At 67.0% G+C, this 24,131-nt stretch carries 27 protein-coding genes and 1 pseudogene; 12 read left to right on the top strand and 16 right to left on the bottom strand.

Annotated features, from left to right (window positions below):
- Nucleotides 1–50: 50 nt before the first annotated feature.
- From AC1D12_RS01960 to AC1D12_RS01950, 3 genes are read right to left on the bottom strand one after another with little or no spacing between them, the layout of a single operon-like run.
- Entirely contained in the window at nt 51–1,151 is a 1,101-nt protein-coding gene (locus tag AC1D12_RS01960; RefSeq protein WP_477838603.1) for an efflux RND transporter periplasmic adaptor subunit, read from the bottom strand.
- Nucleotides 1,148–2,638, bottom strand: coding sequence for an ArnT family glycosyltransferase (locus AC1D12_RS01955; RefSeq protein WP_477824940.1), 1,491 nt, complete (start codon nt 2,636–2,638; stop codon nt 1,148–1,150). The genes AC1D12_RS01960 and AC1D12_RS01955 overlap by 4 nt, the downstream gene beginning before the upstream one ends.
- Before the next feature lie 42 nt (nt 2,639–2,680).
- On the bottom strand, nt 2,681–3,442 hold the full coding sequence (locus tag AC1D12_RS01950) for a MipA/OmpV family protein (RefSeq protein WP_477824941.1): 762 nt from the start codon (nt 3,440–3,442) through the stop codon (nt 2,681–2,683).
- A 198-nt stretch (nt 3,443–3,640) separates the two neighbouring features.
- Here AC1D12_RS01950 and AC1D12_RS01945 point away from each other — a divergent pair, with 198 nt between their 5' ends.
- Nucleotides 3,641–4,345, top strand: coding sequence for a response regulator transcription factor (locus AC1D12_RS01945; RefSeq protein WP_197066986.1), 705 nt, complete (start codon nt 3,641–3,643; stop codon nt 4,343–4,345).
- Nucleotides 4,345–5,595 carry a sensor histidine kinase gene (locus AC1D12_RS01940; protein ID WP_477824942.1) on the top strand — a complete coding sequence of 417 codons (1,251 nt, stop codon included), beginning with the start codon at nt 4,345–4,347 and terminating at the stop codon, nt 5,593–5,595. The genes AC1D12_RS01945 and AC1D12_RS01940 overlap by 1 nt, the downstream gene beginning before the upstream one ends.
- A gap of 466 nt (nt 5,596–6,061) precedes the next feature.
- Here AC1D12_RS01940 and AC1D12_RS01935 read toward each other — a convergent pair whose 3' ends face one another.
- The 4 genes from AC1D12_RS01935 to AC1D12_RS01920 all read right to left on the bottom strand — a co-directional run bounded on the left by AC1D12_RS01935 (nt 6,062) and on the right by AC1D12_RS01920 (nt 8,377).
- Nucleotides 6,062–6,454 (bottom strand): Hsp20/alpha crystallin family protein, encoded by a 393-nt coding sequence (locus AC1D12_RS01935; protein ID WP_477824943.1) that lies wholly within the window; start codon nt 6,452–6,454, stop codon nt 6,062–6,064.
- Nucleotides 6,455–6,477: 23 nt separating this feature from the next.
- A complete protein-coding gene (locus tag AC1D12_RS01930; protein ID WP_477824944.1) occupies nt 6,478–6,927 on the bottom strand; it encodes an Hsp20/alpha crystallin family protein in 450 nt (149 codons plus the stop codon).
- 298 nt (nt 6,928–7,225) lie between these two features.
- Nucleotides 7,226–7,759: a DUF2878 domain-containing protein gene (locus AC1D12_RS01925; protein WP_477824945.1), complete on the bottom strand. Its 534-nt coding sequence runs from the start codon at nt 7,757–7,759 to the stop codon at nt 7,226–7,228.
- Between the two features lie 54 nt (nt 7,760–7,813).
- Complete coding sequence (locus AC1D12_RS01920; protein WP_477824946.1) at nt 7,814–8,377, bottom strand: lipocalin family protein; 564 nt, start codon at nt 8,375–8,377, stop codon at nt 7,814–7,816.
- Nucleotides 8,378–8,565: 188 nt separating this feature from the next.
- On the opposite strand from AC1D12_RS01920, the gene AC1D12_RS01915 reads away from it, so the two are divergent.
- From AC1D12_RS01915 to AC1D12_RS01900, 4 genes are read left to right on the top strand one after another with little or no spacing between them, the layout of a single operon-like run.
- Nucleotides 8,566–9,606: an SAM-dependent methyltransferase gene (locus AC1D12_RS01915; protein ID WP_477824947.1), complete on the top strand. Its 1,041-nt coding sequence runs from the start codon at nt 8,566–8,568 to the stop codon at nt 9,604–9,606.
- Between the two features lie 2 nt (nt 9,607–9,608).
- On the top strand, nt 9,609–10,394 hold the full coding sequence (locus AC1D12_RS01910) for a DUF1295 domain-containing protein (protein ID WP_477824948.1): 786 nt from the start codon (nt 9,609–9,611) through the stop codon (nt 10,392–10,394).
- Nucleotides 10,391–11,002 (top strand): DUF6134 family protein, encoded by a 612-nt coding sequence (locus AC1D12_RS01905; RefSeq protein WP_477838601.1) that lies wholly within the window; start codon nt 10,391–10,393, stop codon nt 11,000–11,002. The genes AC1D12_RS01910 and AC1D12_RS01905 overlap by 4 nt, the downstream gene beginning before the upstream one ends.
- Nucleotides 10,999–11,433 (top strand): DUF2177 family protein, encoded by a 435-nt coding sequence (locus AC1D12_RS01900; protein ID WP_477824950.1) that lies wholly within the window; start codon nt 10,999–11,001, stop codon nt 11,431–11,433. Before AC1D12_RS01905 ends, AC1D12_RS01900 begins: the two co-directional genes overlap by 4 nt.
- Here the strand turns inward: AC1D12_RS01900 and AC1D12_RS01895 are convergent.
- Complete coding sequence (locus AC1D12_RS01895; RefSeq protein ID WP_477824951.1) at nt 11,396–12,052, bottom strand: ChrR family anti-sigma-E factor; 657 nt, start codon at nt 12,050–12,052, stop codon at nt 11,396–11,398. The two genes, AC1D12_RS01900 and AC1D12_RS01895, sit on opposite strands and share 38 nt — an antisense overlap.
- A gap of 11 nt (nt 12,053–12,063) precedes the next feature.
- Nucleotides 12,064–12,639 carry a sigma-70 family RNA polymerase sigma factor gene (locus AC1D12_RS01890; RefSeq protein ID WP_477824954.1) on the bottom strand — a complete coding sequence of 192 codons (576 nt, stop codon included), beginning with the start codon at nt 12,637–12,639 and terminating at the stop codon, nt 12,064–12,066.
- 207 nt (nt 12,640–12,846) lie between these two features.
- On the opposite strand from AC1D12_RS01890, the gene AC1D12_RS01885 reads away from it, so the two are divergent.
- Genes AC1D12_RS01885 through AC1D12_RS01870 form a run of 4 tightly spaced genes read left to right on the top strand, consistent with a single transcriptional unit; the run spans nt 12,847 to nt 16,429 of the window.
- Complete coding sequence (locus AC1D12_RS01885; RefSeq protein WP_477838599.1) at nt 12,847–14,223, top strand: NAD(P)/FAD-dependent oxidoreductase; 1,377 nt, start codon at nt 12,847–12,849, stop codon at nt 14,221–14,223.
- Nucleotides 14,220–15,020 carry a DUF1365 domain-containing protein gene (locus AC1D12_RS01880; protein WP_477824847.1) on the top strand — a complete coding sequence of 267 codons (801 nt, stop codon included), beginning with the start codon at nt 14,220–14,222 and terminating at the stop codon, nt 15,018–15,020. The genes AC1D12_RS01885 and AC1D12_RS01880 overlap by 4 nt, the downstream gene beginning before the upstream one ends.
- Nucleotides 15,017–16,246 carry a class I SAM-dependent methyltransferase gene (locus AC1D12_RS01875; RefSeq protein ID WP_477824848.1) on the top strand — a complete coding sequence of 410 codons (1,230 nt, stop codon included), beginning with the start codon at nt 15,017–15,019 and terminating at the stop codon, nt 16,244–16,246. Before AC1D12_RS01880 ends, AC1D12_RS01875 begins: the two co-directional genes overlap by 4 nt.
- A 12-nt stretch (nt 16,247–16,258) precedes the next feature.
- Nucleotides 16,259–16,429 (top strand): hypothetical protein, encoded by a 171-nt coding sequence (locus tag AC1D12_RS01870; RefSeq protein ID WP_477824849.1) that lies wholly within the window; start codon nt 16,259–16,261, stop codon nt 16,427–16,429.
- Nucleotides 16,430–16,508: 79 nt separating this feature from the next.
- Here the strand turns inward: AC1D12_RS01870 and rph are convergent, their stop codons facing one another.
- The 7 genes from rph to AC1D12_RS01835 form a co-directional block, all read right to left on the bottom strand.
- Nucleotides 16,509–19,148: a rifamycin-inactivating phosphotransferase gene (gene rph, locus AC1D12_RS01865; protein WP_477838597.1), complete on the bottom strand. Its 2,640-nt coding sequence runs from the start codon at nt 19,146–19,148 to the stop codon at nt 16,509–16,511.
- A 40-nt stretch (nt 19,149–19,188) separates the two neighbouring features.
- A complete protein-coding gene (locus AC1D12_RS01860) occupies nt 19,189–19,983 on the bottom strand; it encodes an alpha/beta fold hydrolase (protein ID WP_477824851.1) in 795 nt (264 codons plus the stop codon).
- A gap of 217 nt (nt 19,984–20,200) precedes the next feature.
- Entirely contained in the window at nt 20,201–20,845 is a 645-nt protein-coding gene (locus AC1D12_RS01855; RefSeq protein WP_477824852.1) for a TetR/AcrR family transcriptional regulator, read from the bottom strand.
- 75 nt (nt 20,846–20,920) lie between these two features.
- On the bottom strand, nt 20,921–21,655 hold the full coding sequence (locus tag AC1D12_RS01850; RefSeq protein ID WP_477824867.1) for an alpha/beta fold hydrolase: 735 nt from the start codon (nt 21,653–21,655) through the stop codon (nt 20,921–20,923).
- A gap of 31 nt (nt 21,656–21,686) precedes the next feature.
- Nucleotides 21,687–21,959: a hypothetical protein gene (locus tag AC1D12_RS01845; protein WP_477824853.1), complete on the bottom strand. Its 273-nt coding sequence runs from the start codon at nt 21,957–21,959 to the stop codon at nt 21,687–21,689.
- Entirely contained in the window at nt 21,956–22,537 is a 582-nt protein-coding gene (locus AC1D12_RS01840; protein ID WP_477824854.1) for a TetR/AcrR family transcriptional regulator, read from the bottom strand. Before AC1D12_RS01840 ends, AC1D12_RS01845 begins: the two co-directional genes overlap by 4 nt.
- 119 nt (nt 22,538–22,656) lie before the next feature.
- Nucleotides 22,657–23,115: a DUF3237 domain-containing protein gene (locus AC1D12_RS01835; protein ID WP_047507931.1), complete on the bottom strand. Its 459-nt coding sequence runs from the start codon at nt 23,113–23,115 to the stop codon at nt 22,657–22,659.
- A gap of 185 nt (nt 23,116–23,300) precedes the next feature.
- On the opposite strand from AC1D12_RS01835, the pseudogene AC1D12_RS01830 reads away from it, so the two are divergent.
- Both AC1D12_RS01830 and AC1D12_RS01825 read left to right on the top strand, forming a co-directional pair.
- Nucleotides 23,301–23,360, top strand: a pseudogene (locus AC1D12_RS01830) (hypothetical protein); the annotation flags it as partial.
- A gap of 144 nt (nt 23,361–23,504) precedes the next feature.
- On the top strand, nt 23,505–24,101 hold the full coding sequence (locus tag AC1D12_RS01825) for a LysR substrate-binding domain-containing protein (RefSeq protein ID WP_477824868.1): 597 nt from the start codon (nt 23,505–23,507) through the stop codon (nt 24,099–24,101).
- Nucleotides 24,102–24,131 lie beyond the last annotated feature (30 nt).

Here is a 24,131-nt window from a genome sequence, read left to right as displayed (position 1 = left end):
CGGGTTGCGGATGGACCACGATGACACGTTGAGATTCAAGATGGCCTCCCTCACTGGCCGTTCGGCCCGGCGACCGCGCGGACCACGTCCCCATCGCTGAGGAAGCCCGCGCCGGTGGCCACCACCTTGCTGCTCGAGTCGATCCCGGCCAGGATCTCGACCCGATGGCCTGCAGCACGTCCCAGCGTCACCTTGGTCTGCATGACCCTTCCCTCGGCGCCGAGTCGCATGACGTAGTCGAAGCCGTCCCGTTGCACGACGGCCGTCTGGGGCAGGGTGAGCGTCGGCCCTCCCTCCCCGATCTCGATCTCCCCGCGGGCGAACATGCCGGCGCGGAGGCTGCCATCGGAGGGCAGGTCGACCATCGCCAGGCCGCTTCTGGTCTGCGTGTTCACTGACGGCGCCAGCACTCGCACCTGGCCTGCCATGGGCTCGTTTCCCTCCGACTGGATGATGACCTTCTGGCCGGATCTCACGCGCGGGAGATCGGCGGCAGGAATCTCGGCGTGCCACTCGAGCCGGCCCTGGCGGATGATCCTGAACATCTCCTGGCCGGCAGGCATCACGGCGCCCACGGTGGCGCTTCGCATCGAGATGACGCCATCGTCAGGGGCGTGGACACGGGTCTGCGCAAGGCGAATCTCCTGCAGCCGGGAGGCAGCCTGCGCGGCGTCCATCTTCGCCTTGGAGATCCGCTCGGCCGTGAGACGTTGCTGGACCTGTTGTGCAGAAAGCGCCCCGGTCGCTTCGAGCGTCCGCGCTCGTTGCGCGGTTGCGGACGCGTCTGCAAACGTGGCGGTCGCCTCCGCCACGGCGGCGCGGCTCTGTTCCAGTTCTGCGGCAACGGTCTCGGGCGTGAAGGTGGCCAACAAGGCCCCGCGCCGCACCGGGTCCCCGACATTCGCGAAAACGCCTGACAGGCGCAAGCCGTTGGCCTCGGCGCCGACAATCGCCTCTTGCCATGCGACCACGTTGCCCGTCGCGGCGAGACGGACGGGCAGCCTGTCCRCTCGAGGCAAGGTGACGGTCACCGTCAGGGTCGGCCGAGGCGCCGCCTTCGCGGCCTGCATTTCCGGCGCAGGATCTTTCGAGGCCCAGATCACACCGACGACAGTCGCGGACAGGACCAGTGCGGCCAGAACAAGCTTCATGGTTGGCACTGATGCTGGTGCTGTTCAGTCGCGACGATCGCGGGCGCGCATTCGTTCGCTGAACAAGATGCCGAGATGCTCTCGCGCACGCGAAGCAGGACGAAGCCGCCGACGTCGGTCCGCTGCGTGACGCAGTCGAACCTTGCAAGGACGTTGGTGTCGTCACCGCGCAGCGCGACAAAACCGCCGTTCGGTGCCAGGCGCTTCAGCGCCTCAGCCGGGGAGGTGGCGAACTCCGCCCGGCCTGCGCTGTAGAACGAAGCCGAGTGGAGCCGTTCGGTCACGAACACCAGCGGCTCGGCATCCTGGTGACGCTGCGCTTCCCAGGCGCTGACAACGGCCTTGGCGGAGCTGCTGCCAAACGTGCCCGCACGCTCGGCGTGGATGAGGAGTCCCAGCACACCGGCGGTCGACAGTGCCAGCCCCCCGGCAATCCAGGCGTGCTTGCGTTCCGGGCCGACGCGACGCCACAGCCAATGGCTGGCCAGCAACGCCATCGCCGGGAGGGCCGGCAGCGCATACGGCAGGATGACGTTGCGCGCCGCCGTGAAGAACACGAGCGGCGCCAGTGACCAGCACGCGAGGTAGGCTTGCCATGAGCGCGTGTCGACATCGGGGCTGGCAGGCTCGGTCCGTGCCACACGAGGCGTGGATGCAGCGGCCAGCAGCAGCAGCGGCCAGGGCAGCGTCGCAACCAGGGCGAAGAGCCAGATCGTTCCCGGGGGAAAGGCATGGGCAAAGCCATAGCGGTCGCCGGACCATCCCGGCGTGAGGAAGCGGTGCCAATGTTCACCGACGATGTAGTAGTCGATGAAGCCGGGCGTCTTCAGTTCTGCCGCGATGTACCACCAGGCGGCGGCCGCGGTCGTCGCTGCCAGCCCCGGAATCCACGGGACGTCCCTCAGCAGGCGGCGCCCCTGCCCTGTCCACACCGCCCAGGCGGCCGTCGGAAAGCCTGCCAGCACGAGTACCAGCGGGCCCTTGGCCAGCAGTCCGATCGCCAGGCCGGCAAACAGCAGGATGGCGCCGTCGCGATACCGCGGCCCGTGCAAGGCCTGCCACAGGCCGCACAGCGCGAGCGTGGTGCCGACCACGAGGGTTTCGTCGGTCATCACGGCGCCGGCCGATACCAGGGACAGGGACGCGCCGCACAGCAGGCCGAGGGTGGCCAGCGGTGGGGTGTCGCGGCGTGACGCCGCCAGGCGGCCGCATGCTGCGGCAACGAACAGCATGCAGAGGAAGTGGGGCAGCCGGGCCGCGAACTCGTTGACGCCGAACACCTTCATGCTGGCCGCGGTGAGCCAGAACGACAATGGCGGCTTGGCCCAGAACGGCACGCCGTAGTCGTGCCAAGGCGTGATCCAGTCGCCGAGTTCGAGCATCTTGCGGCCGATCTCGGCATAGCGCGCCTCGGTGGTCTCCATCAACGGCAGCCAGGCCATGGCGAACAGGCGCAGCGTCAGCAAAGCGGCGATGAGCAGAACCATCGCCTTCGACAGGCGACCTGAAGGGCTTGCGGCCTGCATCGCTCAGAAGAGATACATGTAGCCGAATCGGACGCCGTCTTGCCTGGAACGCTCCACCAAGGGGCTGTCCTCGATGCTGGCGCCCAGGCGGGTCGTGCTCAGGTCGAGCGACAGCTTGTGATGCGGTGCGAGCGAATAGCCGATCCGCACGCCAGCTTCAACGTTCGTCGCGGACTTGCCCAGGTAAACCCCACGCGTCGAGGTGGATTCATCCGCGCGCACGCCGTAGTAGTAGTTGACGTACTTGCCGTCGAAGCGATGGACGGCGAGGCGCGGCGTGAAGTCGAAGTCTCCGGCCTTGAACTCGCGTTCGATGCTCAGGCTGGCGCGTTTCCCCTTGCTCTTGCGGGAGGCGTCTCCCAGCAGTTCGACCGACAGGGTTGCAAGCTCGGTGTTCAGGCTGCTCGCGCCGCCGACCCAGAAGCTCTCCTTGCGCTCGGCCATGCCGGCCAGGTAGGGGGAGTCATCGGCTTCGTACCCGTCGCCGGCGTAGTGCAGCCGCGCGCTGAACGACAGCGAGTCGGTCGACACCAGCTTCAGGTCGAGGGTCGGTCCGATCAGGCTGACCCAGCGGCTCTCGTAGAAGACGAAGGGCAGTACCTTCGCCTTGTTGTCGAAGCTTCGATAAGGCTTGCGGTCGTACAGGGTCACGAGGCCGAGGCCCCATTGCGAGCCTTGCCGCTCCTCGTCGGCCTGGGCGGAGAACAGCGTGAGCAGGCCCAGGGCGAGGACGCCGGCTCTGACGACGGGACGAATGCGGGACATCATGGAACTCCAGTGGTGGGTTGAACCGGCCAGCGACCTGTCGCGGTGCATGACACGAACGACAGGCGTGTCGTGGCCGATCGGTGAGTGCAGTGGGGCACCCGATGCGTGAAGCAATCGTGAAGTTCGCCGAGCGTCCCGAGCCCCCTTTYGCAGGCAGCTTGAGTGAATCAACTGGCAAGGGCCAGAATGGAAGGCATGAGTCCCGTGATGCATCGCGAACGTGTTCTGCTCGTCGAAGACAACCGAGACCTGGCCGCCTCGATCCTGGAGACGCTGGAAGAGTCCGGGTTCGATCCGGACTACGCAAGCGATGGTGCGCAGGCGCTGCGACTGGTGGAGAGCACGTCACCTCCGTTCGATGCGGTGCTGCTGGATGTAGGTCTCCCGCGCATCAGCGGATTCGACGTCTGCACGCGACTGCGCAGCGATGGTTTTCGTTCACCCATCCTGATGCTCACCGCCCAAGGCTCGCCGGACCAGGTTGTCGAGGGGCTCGACAGGGGAGCCGACGACTACATCGTCAAACCCTTCGAGTCCAGGGTGCTGGTCGCCCGCGTCCGGGCCGCGATTCGAAGGTTCCTGACCGTCCCGAACAGTGTCGGCGTCGTCCAGGGCGCCGGCCTCACCTTGGACACCAGGCAATGGAAGCTGCTGATCTCGTCGGGCGAGACCTGCACGCTGACGCCGCTCCAGGGACGTCTTCTTCACACCCTGATGCGACACGCGCCACGCGTCGTCTCGCGCGATGAGCTCGAGAGCGCCTTGTGGGGCGATGATGACCGGCCTGCAAGCGACGCATTGCGCACGCATCTCTACCAGCTTCGCCGGCTGATCCACAACGCTGGAGGCAGCGCGGTCATCCAGACGCGAGGCAAGCAAGGCTATTGCCTGGAGCCCTGATGGCAAGCTTCGTCTCCACCTTCGAGCGGTCACAGACGCTGTTCGCGAGGATGTGGCATCTGCTGCTGTTGATCCTCGTGCTGACGTTCATGGTGAACGCGTTTCTCGTGAAGGGGGCGCTGCACCTGGGCTCGGACTTCCAGACCGAGCGCCGCCTGCAGCACATCGGCGACCACTGGGGCAAGCAGGCGAAGCTGGAGGCGCCGCTCGGGATCGATCCCGTCACCGTCATCTATCCCCGCTATGAGCTGCTCCCACCCGAGCTGCAGCGGATGTTGTCGCCGGACAAGCGCGGCATCTTCGAGCTCGGTAGCGAGCCCCTGGACTACTACGTCCTCGCGCAGCCCCATGCGACCGGCCGCGCCTTCTACGTTGTCGAGTCCCACGCCGAGGTCAAACCGGACGAGACCATCGAGTCTCAGGTCTTCGTCTGGTACCTGATAGGCATCGTTCCGTTCGGCCTTCTGGTGCTGTGGCTGTGCAAGAGGATCACCGGACGGGTCACCGCGCCGATGCTCGAGGTGGGGCGCCTGGTCTCGGCGCGCGATCCCCGAAGCCTCGAGAAGGTTGCACTGCCAGCCAATTCCCCCGTCGAGATCGAGGCCCTCGTCGTCCAGATCAACAGCGCACTGCAGAGAACTGCGGACGCCCTGGATCGGGAGCGCAGTTTCACCCGCTTCGCGAGCCATGAGCTGCGTACGCCGGCGGCGGTCGTGCAGGCGGCTCTTGAGCGCATCGAGGCGCACGGCAGGCCGGAGCAGGGGCCGGCGATCGAGCGTGCCCACCGGGGGCTGCGTGACATGCACGCACTGGTTGACACGTTCCTGCAACTGTCCGGCGACACGGTCCGGCCGGTGTCGGACGCGCTGTCGATCGATGAAGCGTGGGTGAGATCCTTGATCCGCCATCTCATGGGCGAGAGCCCGAGCCATGCGTTCTCGGTCGTGGAGCGGCATCCCCTGTTGCTTTCGGCCCCTGCGACGACGGTCCACGTGCTCGTGGCCAACATGCTGAAGAACGCCGTCTTCCACGGTGGCCCGGATCGCATCGAAGTGGTCGTCGACGAGTGCAGCATCGAGGTGCGGAACGGGCTTCCTGACACGCCATCGACGGCAGGCTTCGGGATTGGGACCCAGATCGCGCATCGGATCTGCGAGCGGTTTGGCTGGACATTCACGCTGACGGTGGGAGAGCGCCTCGCGGTGGCCCGGTTGTGCGTTCCCACCAGCGGCAGGCCTGACCCGGCGTGAGTCGAACGTCCTGGCTCCAACACATAAAGTCCGTCGGACATCCCTGAGAAGGCCAGACCGCTACGCATGCGCATCGCACCGGGCCGATGCGATGTCGCCACCGGCAGCTTCGCAGCGTCTCCAGTCCTTCATCGACGGGGGCTGAATGCACGCTGTCGTCCRTCTACCGGTCACTCACCGACATGCCCCTGGCGCAGATGCACTTTCGCCGGGCCCGGTTCCCGTCGAATGGTCTGAGGGGGTGCAGTCGACCGGTTTTCCTGGATGCGGTGCTGGAGCATCCCGGCGTGCACGAGCAAAGCGAACCGTTGCCGCTAGTCGAGTACCAGCCGGAAGCCCATCTGAGCCCAGTTGGAGGCACCCGCGATGAGTGCCTTTACAGCCCGCCCTCCGTCAGCGATTCCCAGGCCGGGCGGGCGCCACGCTTCAACTGCTCTACGAGGTTGGCATGGTTTCGGCTCCCCGATCAGCCCGCGTTGACGGCGATGCGTCGGGGCTGCGCATGCGCCTGCTTAGGAATACGCAGCGTCAGCACACCGTCCTTCAAGTTCGCGTCGATCTTGGACGTGTCGAGCTCTCGGCTAAGCGTGAAGCTGCGGCGCCAGCGCGGCACGCGCAGCTCGGCGTAGATGGCCTCCAAGCCGTCCGGCGTTTGGGGCTGCACCCGCCCCTCGATGAGGAGGGTGTCGCCCTCCACATGCAGCTCGAGCTGGTCGCGGGGGACGCCGGGCATGTCGGCCAGCAGCGTGATGCCAGTCTCGTCCTCGAAGACGTCGACAGCCGGTGTGACCGCGCGTTCATTGGCGGTGCTGTCCAGTGCCGTCTGTTGCTTGTCGCTCTGGGTGATCTCCTTGCTCATGGTGTTTCTCCTCGATGAAGGCGTTACTGGATGGCGATGCGCTTGGGTTGCGCGGCGTCCCGGCGCGCGATGCTGACCTGCAGCACCCCGTCGCGGTAGCTGGCCTTGACCTGGTCGGGATCGACGTCATCGGGCAGCGTGACGCTGCGGTCGAAGCGCCCGGAGGTGCGCTCCCGTGCATAAAAGCGCCGGCGCTCGCTGTCAGCGGCCGGCTGCACGCGCTCTCCGGACAGACGCAGCACGCCACGATCCAGGGTGACCTCGATCTTGCTGGCGTCCAGGCCGGGCGCGAAGGCGTAGATCTCCACGCTCTGGGGTGTGCGCCCCACGTTGATCTGCGGCATGGTGCCGCTCGCGACCGAGCGGATGCTGCTGGGCAGCCCCGAGCCGCCGAAGATGTCGTCGAGCTCGCGTTGCAGACGATCGACTTGTCCGAACAGGCTGTTCGGATGGGTCAGCAATGAATAAAACATGGCTTGATCTCCGTTCAGTGGTGTTCACCGGCCGGGACATCCAGCCGGTTGGACCCTAGCTAGGAGCAAGCCAATACATTTCAAGAGTGGTTGTGGCGCCCGAAATAGCAAGGGAGTCCGGTCGCTTGGCAATGCACAAGTCGTCACGATTGCCCCCAACAACTCTCGGGCGGCAATCTGCTCGGCCTAAGGCGTAGCAAGTCGGCGGCCAGCCCGCAGCAGACCGCTGGATCGGCCGCGTCGACAGATCGACGGCAGCTGCCTTGGGAACCAACGAACAACGCCGATAGGAAGGCGCTCAATCACTTGAGCGTAGATGGCAATGGAGCGGGCGGGCGGCTAGCCAGCGTGCAAATTCGGTCAACCCCGGTGTCATGATGGCCCAGCCCATCCCCAGCACTACGAGAGCTAGTGGTAGGTCGTGGAAGTCTCCCGCGCCCAGCCGGACTGCACTCCAGTATGAGAGCGGTCCACCCAGGCCGCCGAGCAACGCGGCCAACAGCCATCGGCCGTGCAGCCAGTGCAGCGGTTCTTGCAGGAGCGTTGCCAAGAGGATCCACAACGCCAGAATCCAGCCGGGCGCCCACTCGGGAAGTGGGCCGGGCGATGCGTACACAACAACGCCACTTCTAACCATGGCCGTATCCCACAGCAGGCCAAGCACGATGGCGGCGCTGGTGAGAACGAGGACCTGGCAGCGGGCGGGACTGAGCACAAACTGCACACCCCAGACGAGCGCCACCAGCGCGAGTCCGAACCTGGGCGTGCCGCGCGCTGCGCCGATCACGCAGGCCAACCAGGCACTCTGGAAGGCCAACAGGGAAACGACCATCGACAGGGTCTTTCGAGCGGACATAGGCATGGGCGCGGTGTGTTCAATCGCTTCTCATGAAGCACCATCCAGGGGCTGGATTTGGGGTACCCGCCTGAAGGCGGCAACGTCGAAGCCCAGGGCTCTTGCCCGCACCAGCAGCGCCTGCGCGCGGGCCTCCGGCAGGTCCGGGCGGCGCGCCAAGATCCAGCCATAGCGCCGGTCTGGCGTGCCCACCAGCACCTCGCTGTAGTCGTCATCGAGCGCAAGGATCCAGTAGTCGCCGTAGAACGGCCAGAAGAAGGTGACCCTGAGCTTGGCATTGCCGCTGGCGGCCACGATCTTCGCGCGCCCTTCTGCGGAGTCAACACGGCCATCGGCCTTGCGGCAGCGATTGAGCACCCGGATGCCTCCATCCTGGGCGGTGTAATGCGCTTGCGTGTCGGACACGCATTGGCGCTCGAACCGATTGGGCAGCAAGGCAATCTCGTACCAGCTACCAACATAGCGGGCGAGATCGACTGAGTGCACCGTGGGCAACGGGGCGTTTTCCGCGGCGCGGGCAGCCGATGCGATGCAACACAGCCCCGAGATCACCAACAGGCACGAAAGGCGCCGCATCTGGGTGACAGCTTTCATTTCGGAATGCTCAGAAGTTCAACTTGATCTCCTACGCTCATCGGGGCTGTCTCGGATCACTCGCCTTCAGCAGAGCCATTCTCCAGCGCGACCCCGATGCCGAATGCTCGCTGAGCTGATCCAAGCAGTGCCGGCTTGCGTACAAGCCTCCGAATGTCGTCTATCAGGCAAGGAACTTCATGCGCAACATGGACAACACAGCCCGCGCCATCCATTGGGTCGAGCAGGGCCTGGTGACTGACGGCGCGGTGCGCCTGGGCATCAGGTGGCTGCTGCGCCAGCGCCTGGCGGAGCTGCACAGTGGCAATGCTGAAGCCGGCGCGCAGCTTACAGAAGCCTTCATGGCAACCCTGCTTGAGGCGCCGCTGGCCCCACTGCCCCAGAAGGCCAATGTGCAGCACTATGAAGTACCTGCCGAGTTCTTCGGCGCCGTGCTGGGCCGGCATCGCAAGTACAGCTGCTGCTGGTGGCCCGAGGGTGTGCAAACGCTTGACGCCGCCGAAGCAGCAGCGCTGCGCGAGAGCTGCGAGCGCGCCGGCCTGGCCGACGGCCAGCGCATTCTGGAGCTGGGTTGCGGCTGGGGCTCGCTGAGTCTGTGGATGGCCGAACACTACCCGGGCGCACGTATCACCGCGCTGTCGAATTCACATTCGCAGCGCCAGCACATCGAGTCCGAGGCGCTCGCGCGCCGACTGAGCAACCTGGAGATTCTGACGGAGGACTTCAACGTCTTCGATACGGCCGAACGCTTCGACCGCGTGGTCTCCATCGAGATGTTCGAGCACCTGCGCAACTGGCCGCAGGCCTTCGCCCACGTGGCGCACTGGCTGCGGCCGCAGGGCCGCTTCTTCATGCATGTGTTCGCCCATCGCGAGGCGCCCTATGCCTTCGAGGAGCGCGATGCCAGCGACTGGATGAGCCGCCACTTCTTCTCCGGCGGCATGATGCCCAGCGACGACCTCGCCCTGCGCTGCCAGGACGACCTGCGCCTGCTGCAGCGCTGGCGTTGGGACGGCCACCACTACGCCCGCACCTCGGCCGCCTGGCTCGCGCGCATGGACGCGCAGCGCGAGACGCTGATGCCGCTATTCAACACCGTCTACGGCCCGGGCGACGCCGTGATGTGGTGGCAGCGCTGGCGGCTCTTCTTCCTGTCGGTGGAGGAGCTGTTCGCCTACGACAACGGCGGGCAATGGTGGGTCAGCCACTACCTGTTCGCGAAGCGCTGACGATGCTGCACCTCGCCTCTCTTGGACTGCTGGTCTCGCTCGCCGTGGCCCTGCCCACCTGGCTGGTGAGCCTGCCGCTGCGCGACGCAAGCCTGGCCGATCGCATCTGGTCGCTGATGGTCGCCGGGCCGGCCGTGGCCTATGCCGCGGCCTTTCCGCCCGATGCGCGCGGCGTGCTGATGCTCGCCCTGCTCGGCGCCTGGGCGCTGCGTCTGGCCGTCTACGTCACGCGCCGCAACAGCAGCCACGGCGAGGACCGCCGCTACCGCGCCATCCGCGAACGCAACCAGCCAAACTTCGGGCTCAAGAGCCTCTACCTCGTGTTCGGCCTGCAGGCGGTGATCGCATGGATGGTCGGCCTGCCACTGCTGGCCGCGCTCGCGCAGCCGGCTCCGCTGAATTCGCTGGACTTCATCGGCATGGCGGTGGCGGCTGGCGGCCTGCTGATCGAAACCGTGGCCGATGCCCAGCTCGCCCGCTTCCTGCGAGGCCCGCGCCAGGAGGGCGCCGTGATGGACCAGGGCCTCTGGGCCTGGTCGCGCCACCCGAACTACTTTGGCGAATGCTGCGTGTGGTGGGGCCTCGCGGTGATGGCGCTGGGCGCCGGCGGCGTCGGCGCCGCATGGGCCCTTGTCTCGCCGCTCGTGATGACGGCGCTGCTGCTCAAGGTCTCGGGCGTGGCCCTGTTGGAGCAGGACATCGCCCAGCGCCGCCCCGCCTACCGCGACTACGTCGCGCGCACCAGCGCCTTCATCCCCTGGCCGCCGCGGCGCGGACCGCAGCAATGAGGCAGACCGCCACCCTGCTGCTCAGCATCGCAGCGCAAGCCGCGTGTGCGCAGGACGTCGGCGAATGGAACTTCACCGCCACGCTCGACGGCCAACCCATCGGCACACACCGCTTCACCGTCAGAGGCGCGGGCGCGGGCGCGGAGCGCAGTGTGTTCAGTAGCGCGCAATTCGTCGTCAAGTGGTTGGGCATTCCCGTCTACCGCTACCGACACGAAGCGCGGGAAAGCTGGCAGGACGACTGCCTGCGCGAACTGCGCTCCGACACCGACGACGACGGCAAGCGCGAGCAGGTGGACCGGCGCTTCGATGGCGAGTGCCAGATGGGCTTTGCCTACTGGAACCCGAGGCTGGTGCAGCAGCACCGGCTCGTCGATCCGCGGACCGGCCGMAGCAGCGCGGTGCGCTTCGAGGCCCTGCCCGATGCGCAGATCGACGTGCGCGGACGGTCCGTGGCCGCGCAGGGCTGGCGGCTGGTGGCCGACAAGCAGCGCATCACCGTCTGGTATGCCGCCGAGACCGGCCGCTGGATCGCCCTGGACGCTGAGGCCAAGGGCGGCCGACGACTTGGCTATCGCCTGACTGCCGACGAAAGGCCCCCGCCATGACGAAGCTTTCGCCCCGCCGCCTGCTGCTGGCCTATCTGGCCGCGATGCTGTGCTTCCTGCTGCTCGACGGCTGCTGGCTCACGCTGGCCGGCACGCGCGTCTATCGCGCCGCGATCGGACCGCTGATGGCGGACCAGGTCGACTGGGTGGCGGTGGCAATCTTCTATCCGCTTTATCTCGTCGGCCTGCTGGTGTTCGCGATCGTGCCCGCGCTGGAGCAGCGCGAAACGCTCGTGGCCTTGCGGCGCGGCGCCCTGCTGGGCCTGGTCGCCTATGCCGCCTACGACCTCACCAATCAGGCCACGCTCCGCCACTGGCCCTGGACGCTGACCGCCATCGACCTGGCCTGGGGCAGCTTCGTGAGCGGCGCCGCGGCCTGGGTCGCCGCGCGCCTCACATGCCGACCAGGGAGCCGAACAGCCGCGCAATGACGCTGTCGAAGCGCAGCCGGCCATCGAGCGAGGCCAGGCAGATGCACTCGCTGCCGTCCTGAACCGCCGGCTGGTGGTGGATCTCGCCATCGGCCGCGTCGAAATCTCCGGGGCCGAACAGCGCACGGCCGTCATGGAAGCGGCCGTAGAGGATCTGCGTCAGCTCCAGGCCCCTGTGCGTGTGCTGCGGCAGGTACTTGCCCGCGGCGACGCGCAGCAGGAAGACATTGGCCTCGGGAGCGTCAGGCACGCTGACGCGGCTCCAGCGCATGCCGGGGCCCATCCAGCGCCAGGGCGTGGCGCTGCAATGGGCCAGCGCACGCGGCCAGCTCGCGCCTTGAGGCAGGGGCGGCGGGGCGCTGACCACGATCGGCCGGCGCGGCGCGGCCTCCAGCGCATCGATGCGAGCCAGCGTGCGGGCCAGCGCATCATCGGCCAGCGGCGCGGGTTCCAGCTCGTCGAGCAGCACGCCGCCGAGGGCGTTCAGCGTCTGCAGCCGCTCGCGGCAATGCGCGCACAGCTCCAGGTGGCTGCACAGGACCAGACGCGTGCCCGTCTCCAGGCTGCCGGCAGACAGCGCCAGCAGCAGGTCGTCTTCGGGGTGGTGTCGGATGTCCATCGTCGGTGGCTTCAGCGGTCGAGCAGGCGGCGCAGTTGCGCAACCGCCAGGCGCACGCGCGATTTCACCGTGCCGAGCGGGATGCCCAGCTCTGTGGCGATGCGCGCATGCGGTTCATCGTCGAAATAGGACAGGCGCAGCACCTGCTGCTGCTCGGGCGGCAATTGCGCCAGGGCACCGTGCAGCCGCTCGCTCTGGCGTGCGGCGTGCAGGCGCTCCTCGGCGGCCGGTTCACCGCTGTCCAGGGTGTCGAAATCAAAGTCCTCGCCGCCCGACTCCAGGCCCTGGCGGCGGCGCAAAAGGTCCACGCGCAGGTTGCGGGCGATGGTGAAGATCCAGGTCGAGGCCGCGGCCTGCGCGGGATCGAACATTGCCGCCTTGCGCCAGACGGCGACGAGCGCCTCCTGCGCCAGCTCCTCGGCCTGAACCTCGGGGCTGCCGCACTGCATGAGATGGCGCTTGATGCGCGGGGCGAAGTGGCCGAACAGCCGCCCGAACGCTTCGCGGTCCTGCCGATCGGCCACGGCGCAGATGCACGCGCCCCAGCCGTCATCAGGGCGCGCAGCGCGTTCGCGATTGAAGGGCACGACGGTCAAGACAGGCGCTCCAGGGCCGCGGCCGCCGCGTCGGGCGGCGGCAGCTGGGCGGGATGAGGGGTCAGGCAAGAAAGCGGCCATGGGTCTACGGGTTCCGCTCCGTCCTACGCAACCCGGCCTCCTTCGGATCATCGCAGTTTGTAGAGCAATCCAAAGCGGCCTGGCTTGCGTAGGAGTTCCAACCCCTCAGGAGATCTCATGCATCCCACTGCCACCCTGGCCCACGCCCCCGGCGCCCTGCCGCCCGACGCGGCACGCCGGCGCATCGCGGTGGTGGGCGCCGGCATCGCAGGGCTGTCCTGCGCCTGGCTGCTGTCCGAGCGGCATGAGGTCAGCGTCTTCGAGAGCGAAGCCCGGCCCGGCGGCCACAGCCATACGGTGGACGCGCCCGACTCGATCACCGGCACCGTGCCGGTGGACACCGGCTTCATCGTCTACAACGAGCCGGCCTACCCCAACCTCACGGCCCTGTTCAGCCATCTCGGCGTGCTAACGGCAGCGACCGACATGTCCTTCGGCGTGAGCTTGGACGGCGGCGAGCTCGAATACGCCGGCACCGACCTGCGCGGCCTGTTCGCCCAGAAGCGCAACCTGTTGCGCCCGCGCTTCTGGAAGATGCTGCGCGAGCTGCTGCGCTTCTACCGCGAGGCGCCACGCGGCGCCCAGGCCGCCGGCGACCAGGCGCTGGACGAGTACCTCGACGCCCACGGCTACGGCCGCGCCTTCCGCGAGGACCACCTCTACCCCATGGCCGCGGCGATCTGGTCCGCACCGGCCGCTCAGGTCGGCCGCTATCCCGTGGCGGCATTCGTGCGCTTCTGCGAGAACCACGGCCTGCTGCAGGTCAGCGACCGGCCGGCCTGGCGCACCGTGACCGGCGGCAGCCGCGAGTACGTGAATCGCCTGTGCCACCGCTTCGAGCGGCGCATGCTGCTGGACCATCCGGTGCTGGAAGTGCGCCGCGATGCAGAAGGCGTGCGGCTGCGCACCCGCCACGGCTGGTGGCCCGAGCGCTTCGACCAAGTCGTGCTGGCCACGCATGCCGACATCTCGCTGGCCCTGCTCGAGAACCCGTCGTCCGACGAGCAGCGCCTGCTCGGCAGCTTTGCCTACACCCGCAACCTGGCCGTGCTGCACCGCGACCCGGCGCTGATGCCGCGGCGGCGGGCCGTGTGGTCCAGCTGGAACTACCTAGCCCAGCGCGGCAGCGGCAAGCCGCCGACCGTCAGCTACTGGATGAACCGCCTGCAGCCGCACTTACCGCAGGACGCGGACAGTGCGCTGTTCATGACGTTGAATCCGCCTCTGCCGCCGCGGCCCGAGCTGCTGATCCGCTCCGAAATCTACGAGCATCCGCTCTTCGATGCCCAGGCCATGGTCGCGCAGCGCGAGCTCTGGAGCCTGCAGGGCGTCCAGCACAGCTGGTTCTGCGGCGCCTACTTTGGCGCGGGCTTCCACGAAGACGGGCTGCAGGCCGGCTTGGCCGTGGCCGAGGCCCTGGGCGGCGTGCGCCGGCCCTGGCGCGTGCCCCGGGAGTCCGGCCGCATTCATCTGCCGGCGGCGGTGCCGGCATGAGCATGACCGCCTCGGCGCTCTACGTCGGCGGCGTGATGCACCAGCGGCTGCGCCCGCGCCGCCATCGCCTGGCCTACCGGATCTACAACCTGCTCCTGGACCTCGACGAACTGCCCGTGCTGGACCAGCGCCTGCGCTGCTTCTCGGTCGACCGCTTCAACCTCTTCAGCCTGCACCGCCGCGACTACGGCGACGGGTCCGACACCGACCTGCGCACGCAGATCGAGGCACAGCTGCGTGCGGCCGGTCTGCCGACGGGCGGCGCCATCCGGCTGCTGACGCTGCCGCGCCTGCTGGGCCACGGGTTCAACCCGCTGAGCGTGTGGTTCTGCCATGCGCCGGCCGATGGCGCGCTGATGGCGCTGATCTACGAGGTCAACAACACCTTCGGCCAGCGCCACAGTTATCTGATCCCGGTGAGCGCCGCACAAGCCGGCGCTGCCGTGATCGACCAGGGCTGCGGCAAGCAGCTCTACGTCTCGCCCTTCAACGCCATGGCGCTGCGCTACCGCTTCCGCGTGGCGCCGCCGGGCGAGGCCGTGTCGGTCGGCGTGAGTGTGCACGACGACGAAGACGGCGCCGTGCTCAACGCGCGCCTCGACGGCACGCGGCGCGAGCTCGGCGACGCGGCACTGCTGCGCGTCTTCCTCACCCATCCGCTGCTGACGCTCAAGGTCGTGGCTGCCATCCACTGGGAGGCGCTGCGGCTCTGGCTCAAGCGCGTCCCGTTGCAGCCGCGACCCGAAGCACCGGCATGCGAGCTCACCATCGTTTCAACAGACGAACGCACACTATGACGCCCACCCCATCCGCAGCGCGGACTGCCGCAGCCCCGGCGTCGGCGGGTTCACCACTGCCGCTGCTGGACCGCCTGCTGCGCCGCACGCGCTTCGGCCATCTGACCCTGACCCTGCCCAACGGACGGCGCCTGGAGGCGCACGGCACCGAACCCGGCCCGCAGGCCAGCCTGCAGCTGCAGCGCTGGCGGCCGCTGTGGCGCCTGGCACTGCAGGGCGACCTGGGCTTGGCGCTTGCCTACCGCGACGGCGACTGGGACAGCCCCGACCTGCTCGCGCTGATGGCCTTCGGCGTGGCCAACGAGGCCGCATGGGGCTCTGTGCTGCAAGGCCGCGGCCCCGGCCGCTGGCTGGCGCGCCTGGCCCATCTGGCGCGCGCCAACACACGCCGCGGCAGCCGCCACAACATCGCCTGCCACTACGACCTGGGCAATGCCTTCTATGGCCAGTGGCTGGATGAGAGCATGCTGTATTCGAGCGCGCTCTACGACGATGCAGCGCCGGCCGACACGCTGGAGGCCGCGCAGGCGCGGCGACTGCAGCGCATCGTGCAGATGCTCGACGTGCCGGCCCAGGCCGAGGTGCTGGAGATCGGCTGCGGCTGGGGCACGCTGGCAGCCACGCTGGCACGCGACAGCGGCGCCCGTGTGACCGGCGTGACGCTGTCCACCGAACAGCTGGCTTTCGCCCGCGAACGCGCCGCCGCCTGGGGCGTGGCCGAGCGCGTGGAGCTGCGCCTGCAGGACTACCGCGACGTGACGGGCCGCTTCGATCGCATCGTCTCCATCGAGATGATCGAGGCCGTGGGGGAGGCCTACTGGCCCACCTACTTCGACATCTTGCGAGAGCGGCTCAAGCCCGGTGGCGTGGCCGTGCTGCAGGCCATCACCATGGCCGATGCGCACTTCGAGTCCTACCGCCAAGGGGCGGACTTCATCCAGCACTGCATCTTCCCTGGCGGCATGCTGCCCTGCCCGCGCGTGCTGCGCGAGCAGGCCGAGCGCGCCGGCTTCGTCGTGGAGGAGGTGCAGACTTTCGGCACCGGCTATGCGCGAACCCTGGCCGAGTGGCGGCGGCGCTTCCTGGCCCGCTGGTCGGCCATCGAGCCGCTGGGTTTCGACGAGGCGTTCAAGCGACTCTGGACCTACTACCTCTGCTATTGCGAGGCGGGGTTCGATGCCGAGAAAGTGGACGTCGCGCTGTACAGGCTCAGTCGGCAGAGTTGAACCAGACTGGCGATGACGCTGACCTGGAAAGTCCGGCGCTGGGCAATTTTTTGGCCGTGTAGTGGCGCTCATCGCGTGACGGTCGGAAGTCAGGCCGCAACGCTGCAGCAGCTGTACGCGCCGCTGCGCGTCGAATGTCATGTGATGTGCAGAGCGGTCACCCAGGCTACCGGCTTCGAATGACTCTGAACAGCCTGGAGCCGCCGTCCGCACAAGGCTTCCGACGCCGGCTTTGCAGAGCGGACGACTGCTCTATGCGGGTCTAGGGGGCGGTTGCCATTGGAGCGGGCTCCGGCAGGATCTCAACGAAGCCGTCGCCACCATGGACCCGAATCAATTGGCCGTCGCGGATCAACCGGGTGGCGCCCTGCACGCCGACGACGGCGGGCAAGCCGTACTCGCGCGCGATGACCGCACCATGCGTCGTCGGCCCGCCGACTTCTGTGACCAACCCGGCGATGGCGACGAACAAGGGTGTCCAGCTCGGGTCCGTGAAGGGCGTGACCAGGATGTCACCGGGTTGCAAATCGGCCCGCGCCGCATCAAGGACCACCCGGGCCCGGCCTTCCACGCTGCCCGCGGACACCCCCATGCCGACCAGCGCACCGGCGGGCAAGTCGTCACGGCGGTGAACCCCGGCGACCGCCTCGCCTTCCGAGGTCAATACACGGGGTGGGGTCAGTGCCGAATGCCATTCGAAGGCTTGCTTGCGCTCGCGTATGAGCTCGCGATCGGCCTTCTGCATGCGGACGGTGTCCTGGAGTTCCTCGAACCTCAGGCTGAAGATGTCGTCCACACCGTCGATCACGCCGGCCTCGACAAGGCGCCGCGCCTCCTCGAGCAGCGCCTGCCTGTAGACGAACCAGCGGCACATCCAGGCGTACTTCGGGTATTCGCGATAGCCGGCCAGCGCGCGAGCCCGGTCGATCATCTTCTTGACTTGCATGGCCTTGTGCTCGCCATCGGGCAGCGCGCGCAGGCGGTCGAGCACCTCAAGCTCCTTTTGCCGCGCGCGCTGCAGGCCTTCTTCGAATCGGCGCCGCCCGGCGCCAGGCTCGAAGTTCCTGATGTTGACCAGCAGCATCGGCAGCATCAGCGACGGCCTCTCGCGCCAGCGCGGCCGGGCCACATCGATCTCGCCGATGCAGCGCATGCCGTACAGCTCGAACCACCGCCGGATGGCCCGGCCTGCTTCAGGACCACCCGGCAACTTGTCCAATCCGTCCAGGAAGCGGTCGTCGCCGGCCTGCTCCAGAAAGGCGACGAGATGCCGATGCGGGCGAATCTCATCGGCGACGTCCATCAGCGCGAGCCCCATCTCGGTCGTCACGTTGCCGGGTACAGACAAGGTCAGCGTGTCGGCTGCGTTCTTCTCCCCCAGCCACGCCTTCAATTGGTCGTTGAGCCACCACTGCGCCTCGACCCCCGCGAAGATGAGCTTGATGCTCTGCGGCGCCGACTGCGATTTCCTGAGCTCCTGGATGTCGCTCGAGATGAAGTCCAGCAGCGCGTTGCCGGCCTTCGTGCGGATGTCACGCTCGGCCGCCGCGATGGAGACGCGGTACGCCTCGATCATGTCTGCGGCCCATGACACATCGACTTCCTCTTCCGACGCGTTGCTTGTCGGTCGCGCGGGTTGAGGGGTCCGGTCGCGTACCCTCGGGATGAAGTCGCCGCGCTGAAGCAGGGTCTCGATGGCATCGCGCACGAGAGGGTCGCCTCGTTCGAGCATGGCCAGCTGGCTCGCCCGCTGGCTCGGCGATGCCAGCGCCTGGCTGATGTCCACGAACAATCGCCCGCCCGCATCCTGCATGCGGGGATTCATCAGCTGCCACAGCGAAATGCCAAGAGGCCGCAGCGGGTCGGTCATCATCTGTTGATGGCCCACCGACACGTAGACGTGGTTCTCGCGGTCGGTCGCGGCAGGGACGGGAAACAGCGTCGTGATGGAACGGCTTTGAACGAAATGGAAACCGTTGTCCTGGAGACACCATTCGATGTCCTGGGGCCAGCCGAAGTGCGCTTCGATGCGACGGCCGAGCTGCACGAGTTCCAGCGCCTGCGCGTCGGTGAGGGCCGGTTGACTCTGCAATGCGGCGGCGACCGCGTGCTGGCGCGTGCCGCCCTCCGGCAAGGCCAGGACGGCCAGCTTCTTGTCGCCTGTCGTCCTCGTGGCGATCTGCCCGTCCCTCACCTTGTAGTGGTCCGGAATCACCAGTCCACCCACCAGCGCCTCACCCAGCCCAAAGCTGGCGTCGATGGCAGCCACCTTGCGGTTGGATGTGACCGGATCGGCGGTGAACAGGACGCCCGCCACGCGCGGGACGACCATCCGCTGGACCACCACGGCCATCAGCACCTGGCGATGGTCGAGGCCATTGCGCAGCCGGTAGGCGACGGCACGCTCGGTGAACAGCGATGCCCAGCATCGGCTGATGTGCCGCAGGATGCTTGCACGCCCGACGACATTCAGATAGCTGTCCTGCTGACCGGCAGACGATGCGGTCGGCAAGTCCTCCGCCGTCGCGCTGGAGCGGACCGCATACGCAGCGTCCTCGCCAAGGACCCGGAGCCCGGCGGTGATCGCGTCGACGAGGTCGCCGGGAATCGCGGCGACCTCGACGGCATGGCGGATGTCGGCGCTGGCGGACCTGATCTCTTCACGATCATCAGCCTTCAGGCCTGACAGGCGATCCAGCAGGTCGTGCCAAGTCGGCACTCCGGAAAGGATGCGCTGAAAGGCCTGGGTCGTGACGCAGAACCCGTCCGGAACGTGAATGCCCTCGATTCGCGCCAGTTCTCCAAGATTGGCCCCCTTGCCGCCGACGGCCTTGAGCTGCGATCGATCGGTGTCCGCGAATCGCAATACATAGGGGCCCGTAGGTGCTGCGGTCGATGCCATGACTTGTGCTCTCATCTGCCGTTGAGGGGCCGGTTGGCCATCACTTTCCATCCAGAAAGGCAACCGCGGCCTTGGCCACGGCCTCAGTCGCCAGCAGGTTGTAGTGCGTCGTGTCGGGGATGACGGCCCACTGGCCCGCCGGCCGCTGCGAGCCGTCCATGCCTGCGTCCTGCCGCCCGCCGCCGAGCAGCTTGTAGAACTCCACCATGTGCTCGGGCCGCATCGCGTCGGCGTCGGCGAACACGAGCAGCGTGCGCGCCTTCACGGCGGCGAGTTGGGCCGTCCAGTCGTAATCGTGGCTTTCAAGCTCGCCGATCTTGCGCAGCAACGCCTCCCACTTCACGTTCGGGTAGAGCTTGGCCATGGGTGACTGGGCGATGTTCTGCGCAATCATCGGCGCATGCGCCGCCATCGCGTCGAACGCGGCGATCACCTCGGGGTACCAGCCGGCACGCTTGAATACTTGCGACACCACCACGAGCCGGTCCACCAGCCCGGGGTGGCGGACCGCCACCTGCTGCGCCACGCCGCCGCCCAGCGAATAGCCCATCACGTCGATCTTCTTCAGGCCGAGGTGACGGGCCAGCGCGGCCACGTCGTCGGCCATGTCCTCGAAGCGAAGCGGACGCTCCACGTCCGGCGTGTGGCCGTGGCCTTGCAGGTGCACAGCGATGACCTGGCGCTGCGCGGCCAGCGCCGCCAGGTTGGGCCCGAACGCCTCGCTGGCCGACACGCCGCCGTGCAGCAGCACCAGCGGGCGGCCGCTGCCGTGGATCTCGTAGTACAGGTTCACGCCGTTGACGGGAGCGTGGGCGGAACGGTTGGCGTCGGTCATGGAAACTCCTGTGGGGGTGGGGGAAGTGGAAGCAGTAGTGGCCGCCTTGGCCGTGAAGGGGAGCGCGGTCAGCGCAGGAAGGGTGAGCAGCGAGAACATCTGACGTCGGTGCATGCGGGTCTCCGGGTTGATGGGGTGCAACCCTCCCTGGCGGCTCTTGCGAGTCACCACGAAGGCAGGTCGGGGGAGGGAAAGGCGCCTGGGCCGTTTTGCGCGGCTAGCGCTTCGCCCGGCCTGGCGGCGGCTGAGCGAACGTCATCTGCAAGTAGCGGCGCAAGTGGTCCAGGCAGTCGGCAGCCACGGCCGGGTCGTGCTGCGACTTGGCCAGCACGAAAGCGCCCTGGATCACCGCCTGGGTGAACATGGCCAGGCTGTGCGCGCTCCAGTCGGCGTCCGGGATGTGCGCGGCACGTGCGGCCTCGATATCGCCTTCCAGCGTCGCGGCGTGCTGTTCGATGTGCCGGCCTGCGCTTTCGCTCAACTGCGGATGCGTGCTGTAGGTCTCCTGCGCCAGCATGCCGAACAGGCAGGTGAAGGCCGCCAGGTCGCCCTGCATCGCGCCTTGCCGGAAGTCGATGTAGCCCAGCAGCCGCTCCAGCGGGTCGGCATGCGACCTGTATGCGGCTCGCGAAAACATCGAGTCCGCCCGGGACGCAAAACGCTCCGCCGCGGCCATGGCCAGGTCTTCCTTGCTGGCGAAGTGGTGGAAGAAACTGCCCTTGGTGAGCCCCGTCTCGGCGCAAACGTCCTCCACCCGCAAGGCCGTGTAGCCCTTGGTGCGGATGAGCAGGATCGCGGCATCGAGCAGGCGCTCCCGGGACGTCGGGGTTGAGGGCGCTGCGGGTGTCGAGGAGGTTGCCATGGCGTGTCGTGTTCGTGTCCGTACCGGTTGGTATGGGCCATACATACCAACCGGTACGGAGTCAATGAGATTTGTTCACCAGTGCGCTGACGACAGCATGAAGCGAAGCTCGCGTGCCGTTTCCTGCGGGCGCTCTTCGGGAAAGAAGTGCCCTGCATCGATACTGCGGCCGCTGACCTCTGTCGCCCGCCGGCGCCATAGGGCCAGCGGTCCTCCCGCGTCGACATACCACTCGGCCAGCGCGCCGCGGCCGCTCCACAACACTTGAAGGGGGCAAGCTATTTGACGCCCCGCCTTTTTGTCGGCTGCGTCGTGCTCCCTGTCCAACGACGCAGCTGCGCGGTACTCCTCGCAGATGGCGTGTGCACGCGCTGCATCCCGGAGAGCGTCGGCGCGATCCCACGCTTCGCCGGTGGGCACCACGTCCAGCACCGCAAGTGCCGCACATTGCCGCGGGTGGTCGAGCGCCAGGCGATACGCGACACGGCCACCGCGGTCATGCCCTGCCACAGCGAACCGCGTGTGACCCAGAGTGGCCATCAACTCCACCATGTCCTGCGCCATCGCCCGCTTGGCATAGGCTTCATGCTTGGGGTCCGACGCCGGGCAGCCACTCGAGCCGTAGCCACGCAGATCGGCGCAGACCACAAAGTAGTCGCGGGCCAGCATCGGTGCAAGCGTCCGCCACATCAACTGTGATTGTGGAAATCCGTGAAGCAACAGCACGGGGTGACCCGCTCCTGCCCAACGCGCGTGAATACGCGTCGAGCTGGTCTCGAACGTACTCTCAGCGAAATCGCCAAAAACCATCAACTCCACCTTCGCTCTCCGGTGCTGCCGACTACCACAGCAGGGATCCGGCAACGGTCGGCTGATCGACCCCGACCACACCGACCTGGAAAAGGGGCTGGTCAGGCGGGGCGTCGATCGAGTGCGTTGGCGCGTCGGCCTTGGCCGGGTACCAAACCGTGATGCGCAGATCGGTGCGGTGGTCCGCGTCTCGGACCGCAGCACTGGGTTGATGCGCAAGCCGATGCTGCTCGCCTGCGGTTGCGAACGCGGGCAGAGCGGCAAGAAGGGAAAGCGCCGCTGCGAAATCGATGAGTGCTTTCATCGCTCTTGCTGTCGAGGGTTGGCATCACGCGGCTGTGGAGCGCACAGTCCGTCGATGTAGAAATCGAGATGCCGGTGAGCAAGCGAGCGCTCTTCGCTTGATGGCAATCCCATTGCCAGCGGCCGTGCAAAGCGCGTCAGCGCGAACACGATGTCGCGCTCGGAGAGATCAGCGCGAAGTGAACCGCCCTGCCTGGCGCGCGCAACGAGAGATTTCATGAGCTTCGCCGCGCGGGAGCGAAGATCGTTCCAGTCTCGTTTTTCCAGCAGTGGATGAATGATGTTCACCGCCCCGATCCCGTTGTCGAGCGCCACGTGCATGTACTGGCGCAGCGTTTCGACGCCGTCGGGAACCGATTCAACGAGGGCTTCTCCAGCATCGATGGTCTTTTCCAGTACGTGACGAACGGCGGCATGGAGAAGGGACTGCTGATCGGGGAAATGCCTGTACAGGGTTGCGATGCCCACCCCGGCGCGTTCAGCGACAGCGTCTCGCACCGGCTCGCCGCCCACCTCCAACACCAGCTCGATCGTGACTTCAACAAGCCGTTGTCGATTCTTTTGGGCGTCAGCCCGCATCACATGCCCAGTCTGTTCGCCGATCCATAAACGGAGAATATTCCTCCGTTTGGTGGCGTGTCAAGCGTCGAGAAGATCGCGCTGAATCCTGATGGGGTTCAAGGTCACAGCCCTGGGCATCAGAGGATCTCAAACAGTTCGTATTCGACGGCGCCCGGGGCGCGAGCGCCAACGCCGACCGAGATGACGCCATTCAGCCAGGCATGCGCCGGCGATGAGGTCTCGAAAACCGGGGTGATGCGGAGGTAGTATTCAGACGGATCAACGTGCTCACCGCGCGCCAGGCGAACCGCAACATCGGCACTTGCACGGCGCACGCCGCCATAGGTCATGAGGATCTTGGCTCCATCGTCCGTCAGCAGCAGCATGCGGACGTCCTGCCGGAATGTCCCGTCCTGACGTGCAATCAACAGGTCGGATCCGATCAGGGGAGAGATTTCGCCCCGCAGTCGTTCGCCTGCAAAACTTCCGCCGGATACGGCAAAAATTTGGCGCCCTCCTGCGGGGCACGGTCCGAGATCGATCGGCGAATGGACCTCAATGATCAGTTTGAACAGCGGGCGCACCTGCAGGGACATATCGAAGCTCCGATTCATGGGACGAGATCCGCCCCTTCCGGGCAAGATCTTCCTGGGGCAGCGGGAATGCGCAAAACGAGCTTTTCTCTGAGGTAGCACAAGCTGAGCTGAACATGAGCCCTTCACTGGAATCACTCCGCATCCTGGAAATTTGCGTTTCCTGTGCGAGCTTCGCGCGGGCCGCGGATCGACTGCATCTGACTCCGGCAGCAATCAGCTTGCGCATTCGCGCGCTGGAGGAAGAACTGGGCGAGCGTCTTTTCGTTCGGCAAGGTCCGCGGGTCATCCCGACGCCGGCTGCGGAAAAACTGGCTGCTGGCATCAGGCGCGCGCTGGTTGAGATCGCTTCAGCACTGGAGGCATTCCGTGCCGAAGCGCTGGTACTGCGTGTGACCGCGCCGCCGTCCTTTGCCGCGCGCTGGCTCGCACCTCGACTGGCAAATCAACCCGTTGGCGCCGTAGAGCTCGATGTCTCCACCGGGCTTCGCGAGCCAGCGGCCTTTGACCTCGCCATCAGGACTGGTCGCGGGCCATGGCCTGGACTGAAGTCACATCGGTTGTTCCCAGTGAGGCTGACCCCGCTCGTCTCGCCGGCATTGCTGCGCGGACTGACGATCACGACGCCGCTGGACTTGGCGCACCTCGTCCTGCTGCCGCACCCGGATTGGCGACGGTGGTTCGAGAAGACTTTGGGGGCGGTGCCGGAGCGACTGATGTTCGCCAAAGTTGACTACCCGAGTCATGAGTTGAACGCCGAAGCGGCTTGCGCTGGTCAAGGTGTAGCACTAGCGCCGCCGGAGTTCTTCACTCCGCTGATCGAAGGCGGGCAACTCGTCGCACCATTCGAATTCGTGCTGGAAGGTCCCGACTGGCATTTCGCCCTCATGCACGAAAACGATGCGCGGCCGGCGCCGCACGCTTTCTGTCGTTGGTTGTGCTCGCAGGCCGAGACGTTTGCTTCTGATCTTGCGTCTGCACCCCGGTAGCCAGAGAGGCCTGAGTCAGAAGGGCAGCAC

The organism is Rhizobacter sp. P1_G5 (assembly GCF_056405435.1).
The sequence above is the reverse complement of the archived record's forward strand: the minus strand, read 5'-3'. Positions and strand labels throughout refer to the sequence as shown.